At 70.5% G+C, this 16,458-nt stretch carries 12 protein-coding genes; 8 read left to right on the forward strand and 4 right to left on the reverse strand.

The window, feature by feature from the left end:
* Nucleotides 1–69: 69 nt before the first annotated feature.
* Genes HWX58_RS00830 through HWX58_RS00840 form a run of 3 tightly spaced genes read left to right on the forward strand, consistent with a single transcriptional unit; the run spans nt 70 to nt 6,037 of the window.
* Nucleotides 70–747: a hypothetical protein gene (locus tag HWX58_RS00830; protein WP_175985053.1), complete on the forward strand. Its 678-nt coding sequence runs from the start codon at nt 70–72 to the stop codon at nt 745–747.
* Nucleotides 748–758: 11 nt separating this feature from the next.
* Nucleotides 759–4,679, forward strand: coding sequence for a Pls/PosA family non-ribosomal peptide synthetase (locus HWX58_RS00835; RefSeq protein WP_217702926.1), 3,921 nt, complete (start codon nt 759–761; stop codon nt 4,677–4,679).
* A complete protein-coding gene (locus HWX58_RS00840; protein ID WP_175985054.1) occupies nt 4,676–6,037 on the forward strand; it encodes a M1 family metallopeptidase in 1,362 nt (453 codons plus the stop codon). Before HWX58_RS00835 ends, HWX58_RS00840 begins: the two co-directional genes overlap by 4 nt.
* Here the strand turns inward: HWX58_RS00840 and HWX58_RS00845 are convergent.
* Entirely contained in the window at nt 5,985–6,587 is a 603-nt protein-coding gene (locus tag HWX58_RS00845; protein WP_175985055.1) for a 4'-phosphopantetheinyl transferase family protein, read from the reverse strand. The two genes, HWX58_RS00840 and HWX58_RS00845, sit on opposite strands and share 53 nt — an antisense overlap.
* Nucleotides 6,588–6,763: 176 nt before the next feature.
* Here HWX58_RS00845 and HWX58_RS00850 point away from each other — a divergent pair, with 176 nt between their 5' ends.
* The 3 genes from HWX58_RS00850 (at nt 6,764) to HWX58_RS00860 (ending at nt 9,438) form a co-directional block, all read left to right on the forward strand.
* Nucleotides 6,764–8,443 (forward strand): MDR family MFS transporter, encoded by a 1,680-nt coding sequence (locus HWX58_RS00850; RefSeq protein WP_250646025.1) that lies wholly within the window; start codon nt 6,764–6,766, stop codon nt 8,441–8,443.
* Nucleotide 8,444: 1 nt separating this feature from the next.
* On the forward strand, nt 8,445–8,900 hold the full coding sequence (locus tag HWX58_RS00855) for a MarR family winged helix-turn-helix transcriptional regulator (protein ID WP_175985057.1): 456 nt from the start codon (nt 8,445–8,447) through the stop codon (nt 8,898–8,900).
* Between the two features lie 64 nt (nt 8,901–8,964).
* On the forward strand, nt 8,965–9,438 hold the full coding sequence (locus HWX58_RS00860) for a MarR family winged helix-turn-helix transcriptional regulator (RefSeq protein ID WP_250646026.1): 474 nt from the start codon (nt 8,965–8,967) through the stop codon (nt 9,436–9,438).
* Between the two features lie 10 nt (nt 9,439–9,448).
* Here the strand turns inward: HWX58_RS00860 and HWX58_RS00865 are convergent, their stop codons facing one another.
* Nucleotides 9,449–10,804 carry an MFS transporter gene (locus tag HWX58_RS00865; protein ID WP_175985620.1) on the reverse strand — a complete coding sequence of 452 codons (1,356 nt, stop codon included), beginning with the start codon at nt 10,802–10,804 and terminating at the stop codon, nt 9,449–9,451.
* A 273-nt stretch (nt 10,805–11,077) separates the two neighbouring features.
* Between HWX58_RS00865 and HWX58_RS15540 the strand changes: the two genes are divergently transcribed.
* Nucleotides 11,078–11,389 carry a four-helix bundle copper-binding protein gene (locus tag HWX58_RS15540; RefSeq protein ID WP_508619497.1) on the forward strand — a complete coding sequence of 104 codons (312 nt, stop codon included), beginning with the start codon at nt 11,078–11,080 and terminating at the stop codon, nt 11,387–11,389.
* Nucleotides 11,390–11,482: 93 nt separating this feature from the next.
* Here HWX58_RS15540 and HWX58_RS00875 read toward each other — a convergent pair whose 3' ends face one another.
* Both HWX58_RS00875 and HWX58_RS00880 read right to left on the reverse strand, forming a co-directional pair.
* Nucleotides 11,483–11,827 (reverse strand): hypothetical protein, encoded by a 345-nt coding sequence (locus tag HWX58_RS00875; RefSeq protein WP_250646029.1) that lies wholly within the window; start codon nt 11,825–11,827, stop codon nt 11,483–11,485.
* Between the two features lie 113 nt (nt 11,828–11,940).
* Nucleotides 11,941–12,831, reverse strand: a complete 891-nt coding sequence (locus tag HWX58_RS00880) for a LysR family transcriptional regulator (RefSeq protein ID WP_175985058.1) — start codon at nt 12,829–12,831, stop codon at nt 11,941–11,943.
* 131 nt (nt 12,832–12,962) lie between these two features.
* Here HWX58_RS00880 and HWX58_RS00885 point away from each other — a divergent pair, with 131 nt between their 5' ends.
* On the forward strand, nt 12,963–16,448 hold the full coding sequence (locus tag HWX58_RS00885) for a bifunctional proline dehydrogenase/L-glutamate gamma-semialdehyde dehydrogenase (protein WP_175985059.1): 3,486 nt from the start codon (nt 12,963–12,965) through the stop codon (nt 16,446–16,448).
* Nucleotides 16,449–16,458: the final 10 nt, after the last annotated feature.

A 16,458-nucleotide genomic window follows, 5' to 3' on the forward strand; every position in this document is an offset into this window, starting at 1 on the left:
AACCCCGACCGAGTACAATGTCGCCCGCTGTGGCGCGGCCCACGGGGGCGGCCCGATCGGAGGAACCTGATGGCCAAGAAGACCAAGGCGCACAAGTCGGCAGAAGCGGCGCTCGACGCCGCGTCGGCAGCCGCGAAGGACGCCAAGAAGCTCAGCAAGACGCTCGCCAAGAAGGATGCCAGGAAGCTGCGCGGGTTCGTCGACGAGGCGAAGGATGCCGCGTCGCCGTCGAAGAAGAAGCTCGTGAACAAGCCGCGCAAGGTCGAGAAGGCCGCGGTCGAGGCGACGGCGCGCCTGACGAAGACCGCCGGCAAGCTCGAGGCGAAGGCCGCTGAGAAGACCGCGGCGAAGAAGTCCGCCGAGAAGAAGGCCGCCGAGAAGGCATCGGCGAAGAAGAGCGCTTCGAAGAAGCCTTCCGGGAAGGCGGCCCGGCAGAGTGCCCCTGCGGCGGCGGATGCGACCTCCTCCGCACCGAAGCCCGATGCCGCCACCACTTCCACCGTCGCATCGACGCCGACGACGGCCCGCAAGCCTGCGACACCCGCGACTACCGCGAAGCCCGCCTCCACCGCGAACCCCGCCTCGGCTCGCAAGCCCGCTCCGGCCCGCAAGCCTGCGGCATCCGCTCCGGCATCCGGCCTCGACGGCCTGACCGTCGCCGCCCTCCGCGATCGCGCCCGCACCGAGGGCCGCACCGGGTACTCGCGCCTGACGAAGGCGCAGCTCATCGCGCTTCTGAGCTCCTGAAAGAAGGCGCAGTGCAGGACGGATACGACCGGGGCGAGCTCGCTCCGGCCCCTCGTACGCTCATCGACATCCTCCGCGACACTGCGGTGCGGCATCCCGATGCCTCGGCGATCGAAGACGCCGACGGCGCGATCAGCTACGCCGAACTGATCGCCCACGTGAACGTCACCGCCGCGCGGCTGCGCGAGCAGGGCGTCCAGCGCGGCGACCGCGTCGGCGTGCGGATGCCATCCGGCGAGCGCGCCCTGTACCTCTCGATCCTCTCGATCCTCGCGGCCGGGGCCGCCTACGTGCCGGTCGATGCCGACGACCCGCAGGAGCGCGCCGACCTCGTCTTCGGAGAAGCGAACGTGCGAGGAGTGATCGGCGCGGGCGGCGTGTTCCACCCCGCCGACGATGCGCGGGGCAAGGGGCGGGGGCTGTTCTCCGATGCCGACCCGCACCCCAGCACGAACGCCGTCCCCGTCGTCGAGCCTCCCACCACCGAGGACGACGCTTGGATCATCTTCACCTCGGGTTCCACCGGAACGCCCAAGGGCGTCGCCGTCTCGCACCGCTCTGCCGCCGCGTTCGTTGACGCCGAGGCACGCCTGTTCCTGCAGGATGCCCCGCTCGGACCCGGTGACCGCGTGCTGGCCGGACTCTCGGTGGCCTTCGACGCCTCGTGCGAGGAGATGTGGCTCGCCTGGCGCTACGGTGCCTGCCTCGTACCCGCACCCCGCGCGCTGGTGCGTTCCGGCGAAGACCTCGGGCCGTGGCTCGTCGGCCACGGCATCACCGTCGTGTCCACCGTGCCGACGCTCGCAGCGCTCTGGCCGCAGGACACCGTCGAGAACGTGCGGCTCCTGATCTTCGGCGGCGAGGCGTGCCCGCCCGAACTCGTCGCCCGCCTGGTCGGCGAGGGCCGCGAACTGTGGAACACCTACGGTCCGACCGAGGCCACCGTCGTCGCCTGCGCCGCGCTCATGCGGCCGGACGAGCCGGTGCGCATCGGCCTGCCGCTGGACGGCTGGAAGCTCGCGGTCGTGGATGGCAACGGGCAACCCGTCGCCGACGGCGAGGTCGGCGAGCTCATCATCGGCGGCGTGGGCCTGGCCCGCTACCTCGACCCGGCCAAGGATGCCGAGAAGTACGCCCCCATGTCGACACTCGGCTGGGAACGCGCTTACCGGTCCGGTGACATGGTGCGCGCCGATCCCGAGGGCCTGATCTTCCAGGGCCGCGTCGATGACCAGGTCAAGATCGGCGGCCGACGCATCGAGCTCGGCGAGGTCGAGGCGGCCCTGCAGGCGCTGGACGCCGTCAGCGCCGCGACCGTGGCGGTGCGCAAGACGGATGCCGGGGTCGCCCTGCTCGTCGGCTACGTCGTGCCCGACGAGGGTTTCGACCGCCAGCGCGCCCGCGCTCAGCTCGCCGAGTCGCTTCCCGCGCCGCTCATCCCGCTGCTCGCCGTCGTCGACGACATGCCCGTGCGCACCTCGGGCAAGGTCGACAAGGCCGCCCTGCCATGGCCGCTCACCGATCCGGATGCCGGCGACTCGACGTTGTCCGGAACCGCCGCGTGGCTCGCCGAGCAGTGGTTCGCCGTGCTCGGCACCACACCGACCGAGGACGACGCCGGCTTCTTCCAGCTCGGCGGCGGGTCGCTCGCCGCGGCTCAGCTGGTTTCGCGCATCCGATCGCGCGCCCCCGAGTTCACGATGGCCGACGTCTACGATCTGCCGCGCCTGCGTCAGATGGCGGATGCCGTCGACGAGGAAGCGGTCGACGAGGGCGAGCAGACGTTCACCGCGGCCCCGCCCACCCCGCGGCGGATGCAGTGGGTGCAGACGCTCCTCGGCGTTCCGCTGTTCATCCTGACGGGCGTCCGCTGGATCACCTGGCTGCTCACGGCATCCTGGATCCTCCGGCTCGTCCCCGGGTTCGAGTTCCTGCCCGCGGCGCCCGCGTGGGTCATCATCCTGCTGCTCGTCGTGTTCGTCTCACCGTGGGGCCGCATGGGCATCGCCGTGGTCGCCGCACGGCTGCTGCTCGCCGGCGTCCGCGGCGGAGACTATCCGCGCGGCGGCGGGGTGCACCTGCGCCTCTGGCTCGCCGAGCAGATCGCTCACCAGGTGGATCCGGTCGGGCTCGCCGGGGCGCCCTGGGTCATCCAGTACGCCCGCGCGCTCGGCGCCCGCATCGGCAAGGGTGTCACCCTGCACTCGCTGCCCCCGGTCACCGGCATGCTGCACATCGGCGACGGCGCATCGGTCGAACCCGAGGTGGATCTGGCCGGCTACTGGATAGACGGCGCCACCGTGCGCATCGGCGAAGTGCGCATCGGCCGTGATGCCACGATCGGCGCGCGCAGCACCCTTGCTCCCGGCGCCAAGATCGGGCGGAATGCCGAGATCGCACCCGGCTCCGCCGTGTTCGGCCGGGTCCGCGCCGGCCAGCGCTGGGCGGGCTCGCCCGCGGTGCGTGTCGGCGGCAAGAGCACGCCGTTCGCCCCGGAGGCGCCGCCGCGCCGCCGGCGGTGGCTGTGGGCGTACGGCGCCGCATCCGCAGCGCTCGGGCTCCTGCCGTTCGTCGCGTTCGCCGCCGGGGCGCTGCTGGTGGCATCCGGCATCCGTCACGCCGACTCGTTCGGAGCCGCCATCGCCGCGACCTTCGCGTGGCTCGTCCCCGCCGTCCTCGTCACGGGCGTCGTGTTCGCGGCCGCGGTCGTGCTGTTCGTCCGGCTGCTGGCCATCGGCATGACCGAGGGGGTGCACCCCGTGCACAGCCGCGTCGCCTGGCAGGCGTGGACGACCGAGCGCCTCCTGGACTCTGCCCGCACGATCCTGTTCCCGATCTACTCGAGCCTGTTCACGCCCGTGTGGCTGCGGATGCTGGGTGCCGACGTCGGCCGCGACGTCGAGGCATCCACCGTCCTGCTCATCCCCGGCATGACGACGATCGACGACGGCGCGTTCCTCGCCGACGACACCATGGTCGCCACCTACGAGCTGAGCGGCGGGTGGATGCGGCTCGCCAGGGCCCGCATCGGCAAGCGCGCGTTCCTCGGCAACTCCGGCCTCGCCGCCACCGGGCACCGCGTTCCGAAGGACGGCCTCATCGCCGTGCTCTCCGTCGCGCCCGAGAAGGCGAAGGCGGGGTCGTCGTGGCTCGGGTCCCCGGCCGTCCGGCTGCGACGCGTGGTCAACGACTCCGACCTCGAGCGGACCTATCGTCCGCTGCCGTCGCTGCGTCTCGCACGGACGCTCTGGGAGCTGTGCCGGATCATCCCGGTCCTGCTCACCTGCGCGCTCGGCATCGCGGTGTTCTACACGCTCGCCTGGCTCGCGGTCAGCTGGGGGCTGCTCGCAGCCGTCCTGCTCTCCGGCATCGTCATGATCCTCGCCGGCGCGATCGCCGCCGGCCTCGCCACCGCGGCGAAATGGATCTTCGTCGGCCCGATCCGTGCGGGGGAGCATCCGCTCTGGTCGAGTTTCGTGTGGCGCACCGAGGTCGCCGACACGTTCACCGAGATGCTCGCCGCGCCCTGGTTCGCGAACGCAGCCGCCGGAACTCCGGCGCTCGTCGTCTGGTTGCGCACGCTCGGCGCGACGATCGGCCACGGCGTGTGGACTGACAGCTACTGGCTGCCCGAGCCCGACCTCGTGAGCCTCGGCGACGGGGCCACCGTCAACCGCGGATGTGTGGTTCAGACGCATCTGTTCCATGATCGAGTGATGAGCATCGACACCGTGACGCTTCAGGAGGGCGCGACGCTCGGGCCGCACTCGGTCGTCCTGCCCGCCGCCACCATCGCGACGGCGGCGACCGTGGGACCGGCATCCCTCGTCATGCGCGGCGAGACCGTCCCGGCCGGCAGCCGCTGGAGCGGCAACCCGATCGGACCGTGGCGCGCCGTCAAGGTGCGTGCCTACCAGGCGGACGGCGCATGACCGTCGATCCGTACACCCCGCAGAGCGGCGACGCGAACATCCGCGTCGAGCGCTACGAGCTCGACCTCGACTACAAGGTCACGACGAACCGTCTGTCGGCGACCGCGACGCTCGACGTCCGCTTCGTCGAACCGGCCGCCGCCTTCTCTCTCGACCTCGTCGGGCTGCGCGTGAAGAAGGTGCGCGGTGCGGGCCGCTTCACCCAGAACGATCGCAAGGTGAAGATCGCGCTCGCCGCCCCCGCCGTCGCCGGCGATGTCGTGCGGGTCGAGATCGTGTACGCCGGGGCGCCCAAACCCCGTCGCACCCGATGGGGGACCCTCGGCTGGGAAGAGCTCGAGGACGGCGTGATCGTGGCCTCGCAGCCCACGGGTGCGCCGACCTGGTTCCCGTGCAACGACGTGCCGTCCGACAAGGCGACCTATGCGCTCCGCGTCGTCACCGACCCCGAGTACACCGTCGCGTCGTCCGTGCCTGCCGTGCGCGGAACCGAGCGCGGGCGTGCGGTGTGGGAGTTCGAGATCGCTGCGCCGACGCCGACGTATCTCGTGACGTTGCAGATCGGCAAGTACATGCAGGAGGGCACCGACCTCGCAGGCATCCGGGGCCGGCTGTTCTATCCGCGTCCGCTCGCCGACCGCGTGCACGAGGACTTCGGCGAGCTCGGGCGTATGATGGCCGTCTTCGAGGAGGCCTTCGGCCCGTACCCGTTCCCCGGATACACCGTGGTCGTCACCCCGGACGAGCTCGAGATCCCGCTCGAGGCGCAGGCGATGGCCGTCTTCGGCGCGAACCACATCGACGGCGAGCACAGCCTGGAGCGCCTGGTCGCGCACGAACTCGCCCACCAGTGGTTCGGCAACAGCGTCGGGCTCCGGAACTGGCGCGACATCTGGCTCAACGAGGGCTTCGCCTGCTACGCGGAGTGGATCTGGTCCGAGGCGTCCGGCGGAGCGACCGCGCACGCCAAGGCGCTCGCGCACCACGAACGTCTGTCCGTGCGCGGCATCAGCGCCCTGCTCGCCGACCCCGGTGCGGACGAGATGTTCGACGACTGGGTCTACAAGCGGGGGGCGCTCACGGCGCACGCCCTGCGGCTGACGATCGGAGACGAGGCGTTCTTCGCGCTGCTGCGGGAGTGGACCGCGCGGAACGCGCACAGCACGGTGCAGACGCGCGACCTGCTGATGCTCGCGGAAGAGATCAGCGGCATCCCGCTGGCCGGTCTCTTCGAGGCGTGGACGAGCAGCACCGACCTGCCCTCGCTGCCCGCCTCGGCGGAGCGATCCGATGCCGCCGCGCCTCTCACCGAGCCGATCCTCGGCCTTGACCGGACCGCTCGACGATCGCGACGCTGATGACGAAGCCCGTCGGCGCCGGCGCGTCGGCGACGTGGAAGGTCGTCCCGTCGAGCGCGGCGCGGCGCGTCCACGGTGCTTTCGCCGCGCGCTGCAGGCGCACCCGGTCCGGTGCGATGCGCAGTCCGAGGCCGGCGGCCTTCACGACAGCCTCGATCGCCGTCCAGTCCCTGATGTCTGGAGCCGGTTGCGGCGCGAACAGAGCGGCGAGGTCGTCCAACGCGCCGCGGCCGCGGTCGACTTCGACGTCGACGCCCAGGGATGCGGCATCCCGCGCCGCGGCGATCGCGGCGACCGCCAGTCCGCCCGCGTAACTGATGCTGACGACCGCGCGTCCCGATGCCGTGCGCAGCGGCCCGTGACCGGCGGAGCCGCAGTTCGGGCAGCGCTGAACGATCTCGTCGGCGGTCGCGTCGTCGCCCGTCTCTCTGCCTGCGGGGAGGGAGGACAGCAGCTCGGTGAGCAGACGCCGCGATGTCGCTCGCCGATCGTCAGCGGCATCCGCCCAGGCGATCCGCACCGGACCGACGGCTGCTTCGGACAACGGCATGCGACCTCCCGGGCTCAGCCTACGCGGCCCGGGAAGATGGTTGACCTTGCTCGACAGTTGCGCAAACGCAACTAACGGAGTATGGTTGACCGAGTTCAACTTTCTATCGCAGGAGAACTCCGCTTTTGACATCCACACCTTCCTCCGCATCGGAGACCACGCGCTCGGCGCGGGAAGTGTTCACCGCGATCTCCGGCCTCATCGTCGGCATGTTCGTGGCCGTCCTCTCGGGCACGGTCGTCTCGACCTCGCTGCCGGTCATCATCGCCGACCTCGGGGGCACGCAGTCCCAGTACACCTGGGTCATCACCGCGAGCCTGCTGGCGACCGCCGTCTCGACTCCCATCTGGGGCAAGCTCGCCGACCTCGTCGACCGCAAGATCCTCGTCCAGCTCGCCCTCATCCTCTTCACCGTCGGAACGGTGATCGCCGGCTTCTCGACCGACACGAACATGCTGATCGTCGTCCGCGTGGTCCAGGGCATCGGCGTCGGCGGCCTCATGTCGCTCGTGATGATCGCCGTGGCCCTCATCATCTCGCCGCGCGAGCGCGGCAAGTACATGGGCGTCGTCGGCGGCATCATGGCCCTCGGCACGATCGGCGGACCGCTGCTGGGCGGGTTCCTCACCGACACGTGGGGCTGGCGCTCCAACTTCTTCGTCGGCGTGCCGTTCGCGATCATCGCGCTCGTGCTGCTGCAGTTCACGCTGCACCTGCCCAAGCCGCAGCGCGCGGAGGTGTCGATCGACTACTTCGGCATCGTGCTGCTCGCCGTCGGCGTCTCGACCCTGCTCATCTGGGTCTCGATGGGCGGCAGCCAGTTCGAGTGGGACTCGATGACCAGCATCATGCTCGCCGTGATCGCAGGCGTCGCGATCGCGGCCTTCATTACCGTCGAGTTCTTCGTCAAGGAACCGATCGTGCCGATGTCGCTGTTCCGCAACCGCACCTTCACGCTGTCGGTGATCGCCTCGATCGCGATCGGCGTCTCGATGTTCGCCACCTCGGTGTTCCTCGCGCAGTACTTCCAGCTCGCGCGCGGCGCCACACCGACCGAGTCCGGCCTCATGACGATCCCGATGATCATCGGTCAGATGGGCGCCTCGATCATCATCGGTCAGCTCGTGAGCCGCTTCGGCAAGTGGAAGGGCTGGATGATCACCGGCGCGATCCTCGCGACCATCGGCGTCAGCCTCATGGCCACGCTCCGCTACGACACCCCGTTCCCGCTCGTCGCCACGTACATGTTCGTGCTCGGCGCAGGGCTCGGCATGGTCATGCAGAACCTCACGCTGATCGTTCAGAACGACACGTCGCCGACGCAGCTGGGAGCTGCATCCTCGAACGTGAACTTCTTCCGCACGATCGCGGGCACCATCGGCGTCACGATCATGGGCTCGCTGCTCTCGACGAGCGTCGCCACCTATGTGAAGGACGGCATGTCCGGCTTCACGCCGAGCTCGCCCGACGAGATCGACGCGCTGAAGCACCTGGCATCCGGCAACGTGCCGAAGGTGGGGGAGCTCCCCGACGCGATCCGCGTGATCGTCGAGAGCGCCTACGGCCACGGCATCGCCGACGCCTTCATCCTCGCCATCCCGCTCGCGGTGATCTCGGTCATCGCCATCGCGTTCATCAAGAACAAGCCGCTGTCGACCAAGAACGCCGCCGAGCAGCTGCGCGACCAGGCCGAGGAGTCGGTGCTCGAGGTCGGCGAGGCCGAGGTGGGGGCGACGATGTCGACCGGCACGATCCGCATCGCAGGGGCCGCGAGTGCGACTCCCTCCACCGGCCCCGTGACCGTGCTCGAGCGCGAGCGCGAGCGCGAGCGAGAGGACGAGGAGCGAGGGCGCTGAGATGAGCGCTGCCGGAGCCGCGGTCCCCGCCGACGTCGACGACGCTCTGGCGGAGTTCCAGGGTCATCTGAACCTGATCTTCGCCAGGGCGCGGGCACTCTGGAAGGAGTCCGCGGCCAGGATCCACCCCGAGCTGCAGCCGGCCGGCTACAAGCTGCTGACCTTCATCGCCCGCGAGGGCAGCACCAACGCCCACCTGCTCGCCGAGCGCTTCGAGATGGACAAGTCCGTGGTCAGCCGTCAGGTGCGGATGCTGGAGGACCTCGACCTCCTCGCATCGCGGCCGGACGACCACGACGGCCGCCAGCGCGTGCTGACCGCGACCCGCACGGCCTGCGTGGTGCTCGCCGACATCCGCCGCGAGCATGCGGACCGGCTGCACGAGTCGCTCGCCGGCCTCACCGCGGACGAGATCCGCGCCGCATCCAAGGTGTTCCGCCATCTCACCGAACTCTGAACCCCGCACGCGCGTCGCCCCGCCGTCTTCGAAACGGCGGGGCGACGCCCATAAACTGGCGGATGTGACCGAAGCGACCGCCGACCCCGCCGCGGAGCCCGCGGACGAGGATGAGCGTCTCGACCGGGCCGTCACCCGGGTCGAGCAGGGGCTCGGCCGATTGTTCGCCCGCATCCGCGTCAGCTGGCGGGATGCCGCCGCCATCGTGCACCCCGACCTGCAGCCGCTGGGCTATCAGGTGCTCGTGTCGATCGCGACGGGCAAGGCCACCTCGGCGGGTGCCATCATCGAGCGCCTGCAGACCGACAAGTCGGCGGTGAGCCGCCACGTGCGCCAGCTCGAGGAGCTGGGCCTCGTCGAGAGCCTTCCCGACCCGGAGGACCGCAGGGCGCGCGTGCTCGTCGCCACCGACCTGGCGCAGGAGCGCATCGCCATCGCGCGGGCCGGTTACGAGGGGCGCATCAAGGATCGCCTGCACGCCTGGTCGGCCGACGACCTCGATCGCTTCGTCGAGCTGCTCGACTCGCTGGGCGGCTGATCGCGCGGGGTCACTCCGCCGGTTCGGGTTCCGCGAACGCCGTCTTGCGGATGCCGATCCACGAGACGATCCCGCCGGCGGCCATGAGCGCCGCGGTCACCCAGGCCGCGCTGTGGAAGCCGTCGAGGTCGAGCGTTCCGCCGACGATCGTCGACAGCATCGCCACCACGATGAGGCCCGCGACGCGCGAGATGGCGTTGTTGACCGCCGAGGCGATTCCGGAGCGTCTCTGGTCGATCGCGCCGAGCACGGCCGAGGTGAGCGGAGCGACGGTCAGCGAGAGCCCGAGTCCCAGCACGATCATCGACGGCAGGACCTGCCACCAGTAGCTGAACTCCGGGGCGACCGTGAGCAGCAGCAGGGCGCCGGCGGCCATGAGCAGAGGGCCGACGGTCATGAACAGTCGCGGACCGAGCCGACCCGCCCAGGCGCCCGCCTGCGAGCTCAGCAGGATCATGAGGATCGTGATCGGCAGGCTCGCCAGGCCCGCCGCTGTCGCCGGGAGCCCCGCTCCCTCCTGCAGATACACCCCGATCACGAAGCCATTGAGCGACAGGGCCGCATAGATGAAGAGCGTCGCGAGGTTACCCCAGGCGAAGTTGCGGGCGCCGAACAGCGACAGCGGCATGAGCGGGTCCGGGGACTGCCGCTGGCGGACGAGGAACCCGACGAACATCGCCACGCCCACGAGACCCGGGATCCAGATCGCCGGCGACCCCCAGCCGAAGTTCGGCTGCTCGATGAGGGCGAACACCACGGCGCCGAGACCGACCGCGCACAGGATGCCGCTCCACCAGTCCACGCGCACGCCGCGAGGATGGTCGGGCAGCCGAAGTCGCGCGAGCAGGAACAGCGTGACGCCGATCGGGACGACGTTGATCACGAAGACCCAGCGCCACGACAGCAGGTCGACGAACAGCCCGCCCAGCAGCGGGCCGGCGACCTGGGCTCCGGTGGTGAAGGCCGTCCAGACGCCGATCGCCCGCGACTGCAGCTCGCCGCGCATCGTCGCCATGATCAGGGCGAGCGAGCTCGGCACGAGCAGCGCTCCCGCAGCCCCCTGCAAGGCGCGCGCGATGATGAGGGTGAGCGGTTCGGGCGCCGCGGCCACGGCGACGGATGCCACGCCGAAGGCGATGAGGCCGATCCGCATGATCCGCACCCGCCCGTAAGCATCCGACAGGGACCCGGCGAGCAGGATCAGGGCGCTCAGCGTGATGAGGTACGCGTCGACCACCCACTGCTGCGTGGCGATGCCGCCGCCGAGCTCATCTCGGATCGCAGGCAGGGCGACCGTGACGACGGTGCCGTCGAGGAAGGTCACGAACGAGGCGAGCGCAGCGATCGTGATCACGAGCCGCTGCATGGCTGAGAAGGCTGGCACGAGGATGACACTACGCCCTGGCTGGGACCGAGGGTCGGGCTTCGCGAGATCACCCTCGACGCACGACGACGACGGGATTACCCTGGCGACAGGCGGGTTGATCAGCCCGTCATCCCGGCGCGAGTCGCGTGGAGGCTCGACCACGATGCGGAGCGAGGTGTGCGGATGGACTCGATGATGATGGGCGCCATGTCCCACGACATGAAGTCGATGAGCGGCATGGAGACGATGGACATGGCCGTCATGCAGGCGTGCATGGATGCGTGCTCGGCGTGCGAACAGGCGTGCACGGTCTGCTCGACGCAGCTGATGGACTGCGCCCCGGCGTGCATGAACTGCGCCGACATGTGCAACACGATGATGCGCTCGATGATGCGGATGCAGGGCATGACCCCCGCGGTCATGATGTCGATGCTGGATGCCTGCATCGCGATGTGTCAGCTCTGCATGGATGCCTGCATGGAGCACGCCGATCACAGCGAGGTGTGCAAGATGTGCGCTCAGTCGTGCAAGGCCTGCATGGACGCGTGCATGGACATGAAGAACATGATGATGAAGGCCGCCTGACCCTTCGACAGGTTCGACACGCGGGTCGTTGAGCGAGCGGAGCGAGACGAAACGGGCTGAGCGAGCCGCAGGCGAGTCGAAGCCGAGACTCCGTCAGATCGCGACGTTGAAGCGCACGCGCCCGACAGCGAGCACGTGATATCGCGTGTGCAGCGCGACAGGCGCGCCGGGCTCGACCTCCAGCGCCGCGCCCTGGGCGCTCCACAGTGCCCACTCCGCGCCGTCCAGGGTGCGAACGACCACGGCGCCCGCGGCGGCATCCGTGCTCTCGACGATCCCGTCGACCCACTCGCTCGGCGTCGCGGCCGCGAGGCGGGCCTGGATCAGGTGCAGCGCGTGCCCCGGAGCGAACGAGGAGCAGACGTCGCCGTGGTCGCACATGCACGCCGCACGCTCGCTCACCTCGAGGGCGGATGCTGTGCGGTGCGCGGTGGACATGATGGGACTCCTGGGTCGGGGAGATGCACGTCGGGTGACGTTCCCGCAAGAGTACGGGCCGGCCCGTGCACGGCGGAACGGAGGCGTCACCGGGGGAAACATTCCGGGTGCGCTCACCGCGGCCGGTGCGCCTCCAGGGCATCGCGCAGCGCCGTGAGGATGGCTTCGATCGCCTCGCTGCCGCGCGAGGACGAACGGGTCGCCGCGAAGATCTCGCGCACGGGGCTCCCCGGCAACTCCAGCAGCCGCACGGCATCCCGGCCGCCCGTCCAGATGAGATCGGGCAGCATCGCCGCTGCGTGCCCGGCGGCCGCGAGTCGCGCGTGCGCGGTGAGATCGGTCGCTTCGTACCGCACATCCGGCTCGAACCCCGCGGCCCGGCACTGCTGCACGGCCCATCGGCGAACGGCTGCGCCCTCGGGCTCCATCGCCCATGCGGCGTCGTGCAGATCGGCGAGTCCGGTGGCGGGCGAGTCCAGTGGCACGACGAGCCGCACGGGGTCGTGACCGAGGAGCGTGCGCTCGATGCCCGGCCGCAGCTCCCGGGTGTGCCCGGGATACTGTTCGGCGACCACGAGGTCGAACGCGTGCGCCTGCAGTTCGAACAGTCCCTCCTCGGGCGCCATCTCGACCATCTCGAGTCGCAGGCTGGGCATGCGTTCGGCGAGCAGCCCCAGCGCTGCCGGGACGAGTGCTTCCGCGGCCGTCGACATCACGGCGATGCGCACGCGCGCCGGTGCATGCTGCGAGGCCGACAGCTCGGCTCGTGCAGCCTCATCGAGCTCGATCGCACGGGCCGCATGTGCCGCGAGCAGCCGCCCCTGAGCTGTGAGCCGCAGTCGCCTGCCGTCGGGTTCGAGCAGCGCGACGCCGGCCTCGCGCTCGAGCAGCGCGAGTTGCTGCGACACCGTCGACGGGCTGTACGACAGCGCGCGGGCGACGTCGGAGATCGTCCCGCGCAGCGCCAGTTCGTGCAGCAGGCGCAGCCGTCTCAGCTCGAACACGACCCCTCCTTCAAGGATTCGATGAAACCGAATGGTATCGATCATGAATGTGCGCTTTTCACGCATGATATCGCGGTTCACACTGAGAGCAGGTCGCGTGGCTCCGCCGCGCCCGTGAGTGAGGAAGCACCATGACCAGGACGACGGAAGTCCGCACCGGCAACGCCGATATCGCAGAGCTCGCGGACGACGCGATTGAGCTCGTGAGGACCTGGCTCGTGGAGAGCCGCGAGATCCCCGCCGACACGGCAGCCGCACGCCTCGCCGGAGTCCTCAGCGATCCGCACGGGCTGGACTTCACCGTCGGTTTCGTCGACGGGGTGGTGCGCCCGGAGGACCTCTCCGTCGCCGCACGCAACCTCCGCGAGCTCGTCCCGCTGACCCCGGCCTTCCTGCCCGCAGCCCTGCGCGGCCTCATCCGGCTGGGCGGCGCGCTCGCCCCCGCGTTCCCCGGCATCGTCGTGCCGATCAGCCGCCGCGTGCTGCGGAGCATGGTCCGCCACCTCATCGTGGACGCCACCGACTCCAAGCTCGGCAAGGCCATCCGCCGCATCCGCTCGGACGAGGGCGTGCATCTGAACGTCAACCTGCTCGGCGAAGCCATCCTCGGTCAGGACGAGGCGGCCCGGCGCCTGGAGGGCACGCGCCGCCTGCTCGAACGCGACGACGTCGACTACGTCTCGATCAAGGTGTCGTCCACGGTCGCGCCGCACAGCCCGTGGGCATTCGGCGATGCCGTCGCGCACGCAGCGGACGCGCTCCTGCCGCTGTACCGCATCGCCGTCGCGAGAAACAAGTTCATCAACCTCGACATGGAGGAGTACAAGGACCTCGACCTCACCATCGCGGTCTTCACCAGCATCCTCGACCGGGACGAGTTCCGCGGACTCGAGGCCGGCATCGTCCTGCAGGCCTACCTGCCCGATGCTCTGGCCGCCATGATCCGCCTGCAGGAGTGGGCGGCCGCACGCGTCGACGGCGGGGGAGCGCCGATCAAGGTGCGCGTCGTGAAGGGCGCGAACCTCCCCATGGAGCAGGTCGACGCCGAGACCCATGACTGGCCGCTCGCCACCTGGCACAGCAAGCAGGCCTCGGATGCCTCGTACAAGGCGGTGCTCGACTACGCGCTGCGCCCCGAGCACGTCCGGAACGTCCGCATCGGCGTCGCCGGTCACAACCTCTTCGACATCGCCCTGGCCTGGTTGCTCGCGAACCGGCGGGGGATCGTCGGCCCTTCGCAGGCAGCAGGATCGGCGGGCATGAGGAACGACCTGCCCATCGAGTTCGAGATGCTCCTCGGGATGGCCTCGGCGCAGGCGACCGTCGTCCGCCGCACGGTCGGCTCCCTCCTGCTCTACACGCCGGTCGTCCACCCGGCCGAGTTCGACGTCGCGATCGCCTACCTGATCCGTCGCCTCGAGGAGGGGGCCTCCACGGACAACTTCATGTCGGCCGTCTTCGAACTCGACGACGAACCCGCACTGTTCGCCCGCGAACGCGACCGCTTCCTGGCCTCGATCGCGTCGATGCCTCAGGACGTCCCGGCTCCCAACCGCACGCAGGACCGTGGGCGCGCCGCCGCGCCCGCCCCGTCCGACTCCTTCACGAACACCCCCGACACCGACCCGAGCCTCGCGGCGAACCGCGCATGGGGCGACGGCATCCGCGCCCGTATGGAATCCTCGACGCTCGGCGACGCCACCGTGAGCGAGAACACGCTGTCGGATGCCGCGGCGCTGGACGCCGTCATCGCCCGGGCCGTTGCCGCCGGCGCATCCTGGCGGGAGCTCGGTGCCGAGGGGCGGGCCGCGATCCTGCATCGCGCCGGCGACGTGCTCGAGGCGCGCCGTGCCGACCTCCTCGAGGTCATGGGCTCCGAAGCCGGCAAGGTGCTCGAGCAGGGCGACCCGGAGGTCTCCGAGGCCATCGATTTCGCGCACTACTACGCCGAGAGCGCCAAGCGCGCCGAGGCGATCGAGGGCGCCGTTCACAAGCCGGTGGGTCTGACCGTGGTCACCCCGCCGTGGAACTTCCCCGTCGCGATCCCTGCAGGCTCAACGCTCGCCGCGCTCGCCGCGGGGTCTCCGGTCATCATCAAGCCTGCGCGCCAGGCGCGTCGTTCCGGCGCGGTCATGATCGAGGCGCTGTGGGAGGCGGGGGTTCCCCGCGATGTCCTCCAGTACGTGCAGCTGGACGGTCGCGAACTCGGCCGGCAGCTGGTGTCGGACCCGGCCGTGGAGCGGGTCATCCTCACCGGTGGCTACGAGACCGCCGAGCTGTTCCGCAGCTTCCGCCCCGACCTTCCCCTGCTCGCCGAGACGAGCGGCAAGAACGCGATCATCGTCACCCCGAGCGCCGACCTCGACCTCGCCGCCAAGGACGTCGCCTACTCGGCGTTCGGGCACGCAGGGCAGAAGTGCTCCGCGGCATCCCTCGTGATTCTCGTGGGGACCGTGGCGACCAGCGAGCGCTTCCGCCGGCAGCTGATCGACGCGGTCGGTTCGTACAAGGTCGGCGACCCCAGCGACGGCGCGAGCCGCATCGGACCCCTCATCGGTCCGGCGGAGGGCAAGCTGCTGCACGCCCTGACCACGCTCGAGCCGGGCGAGAAGTGGGTCATCGAGCCGGAGCGCCTCGATGAGGCCGGGCAGCTGTGGAAGCCCGGCATCCGCGAGGGCGTCGCCTCCGGCAGCCCCTTCCACCTCACCGAGTACTTCGGTCCGGTGCTCGGCATCATGACGGCGGGGACCCTCGCCGAGGCGATCGACCTCGTCAACGCCATCGACTACGGCCTGACGAGCGGTCTGCACTCCCTCGACGAGGACGAGGTCGCGCAGTGGCTCGCCTCCGTCCAGGCGGGGAACGTCTATGTCAATCGCGGCACCACCGGCGCGATCGTGCAGCGCCAGCCGTTCGGCGGCTGGAAGAAGGCGGCCGTCGGCGCGGGCACCAAGGCGGGCGGCCCGAACTATCTCGCAGGTCTCTCCGACTGGGACGACGCTCCGGTCACCGCGGATGCGCCCACCGATGCCCTCTCGACCGCAGCGCTCGCCGCGGCATCCGATCCGGGCGCCGAGGGGACGGGCTGGTTGGCCGGGGCTCTGGCGACGGACGTCGCGGCATGGCGCGACGAGTTCGGCGCCGTGCGCGACGTCACGGGCCTGAAGACCGAGCAGAACGCGCTGCGCTACCAGGCCGTGCCCGTGACGATCCGGATCGAGGATGCGGAGACCGCGCACGCGGTCCGCGTGCTCGCCGCCGGCCTGCGCACGGGATCGCGCCTGAGCGTGAGCACGGCGACCGAGCTGCCTGCGGCGGTGCGGTCGTGGTTGGCGGCTGCAGGTGTCGTCGCGGTCGTCGAGTCCGCCGATGCGTGGGCCGCCCGCGCCGGACGGATCGCGGAGACGGGCGGGCGGATCCGTCTCGTCGGCGGCGACCTCGCCGCTGTCGTGGCCGCGACCGGCGGGTCGCCCGCGGTCGCCGTATACGCCGGAGCCGTCGTCAGCGCGGGCCGGATCGAGCTGCTGCCGTACCTGCGCGAGCAGGCGGTGTCGATCTCGTCGCACCGGTTCGGCACGCCGCGGCGCTATGAGATCGCGGCGCTGACGTCGAGCTGACGCGGCAGGG

The organism is Microbacterium tenebrionis (genome assembly GCF_903645325.1).
GTDB lineage: Bacteria > Actinomycetota > Actinomycetes > Actinomycetales > Microbacteriaceae > Microbacterium > Microbacterium tenebrionis.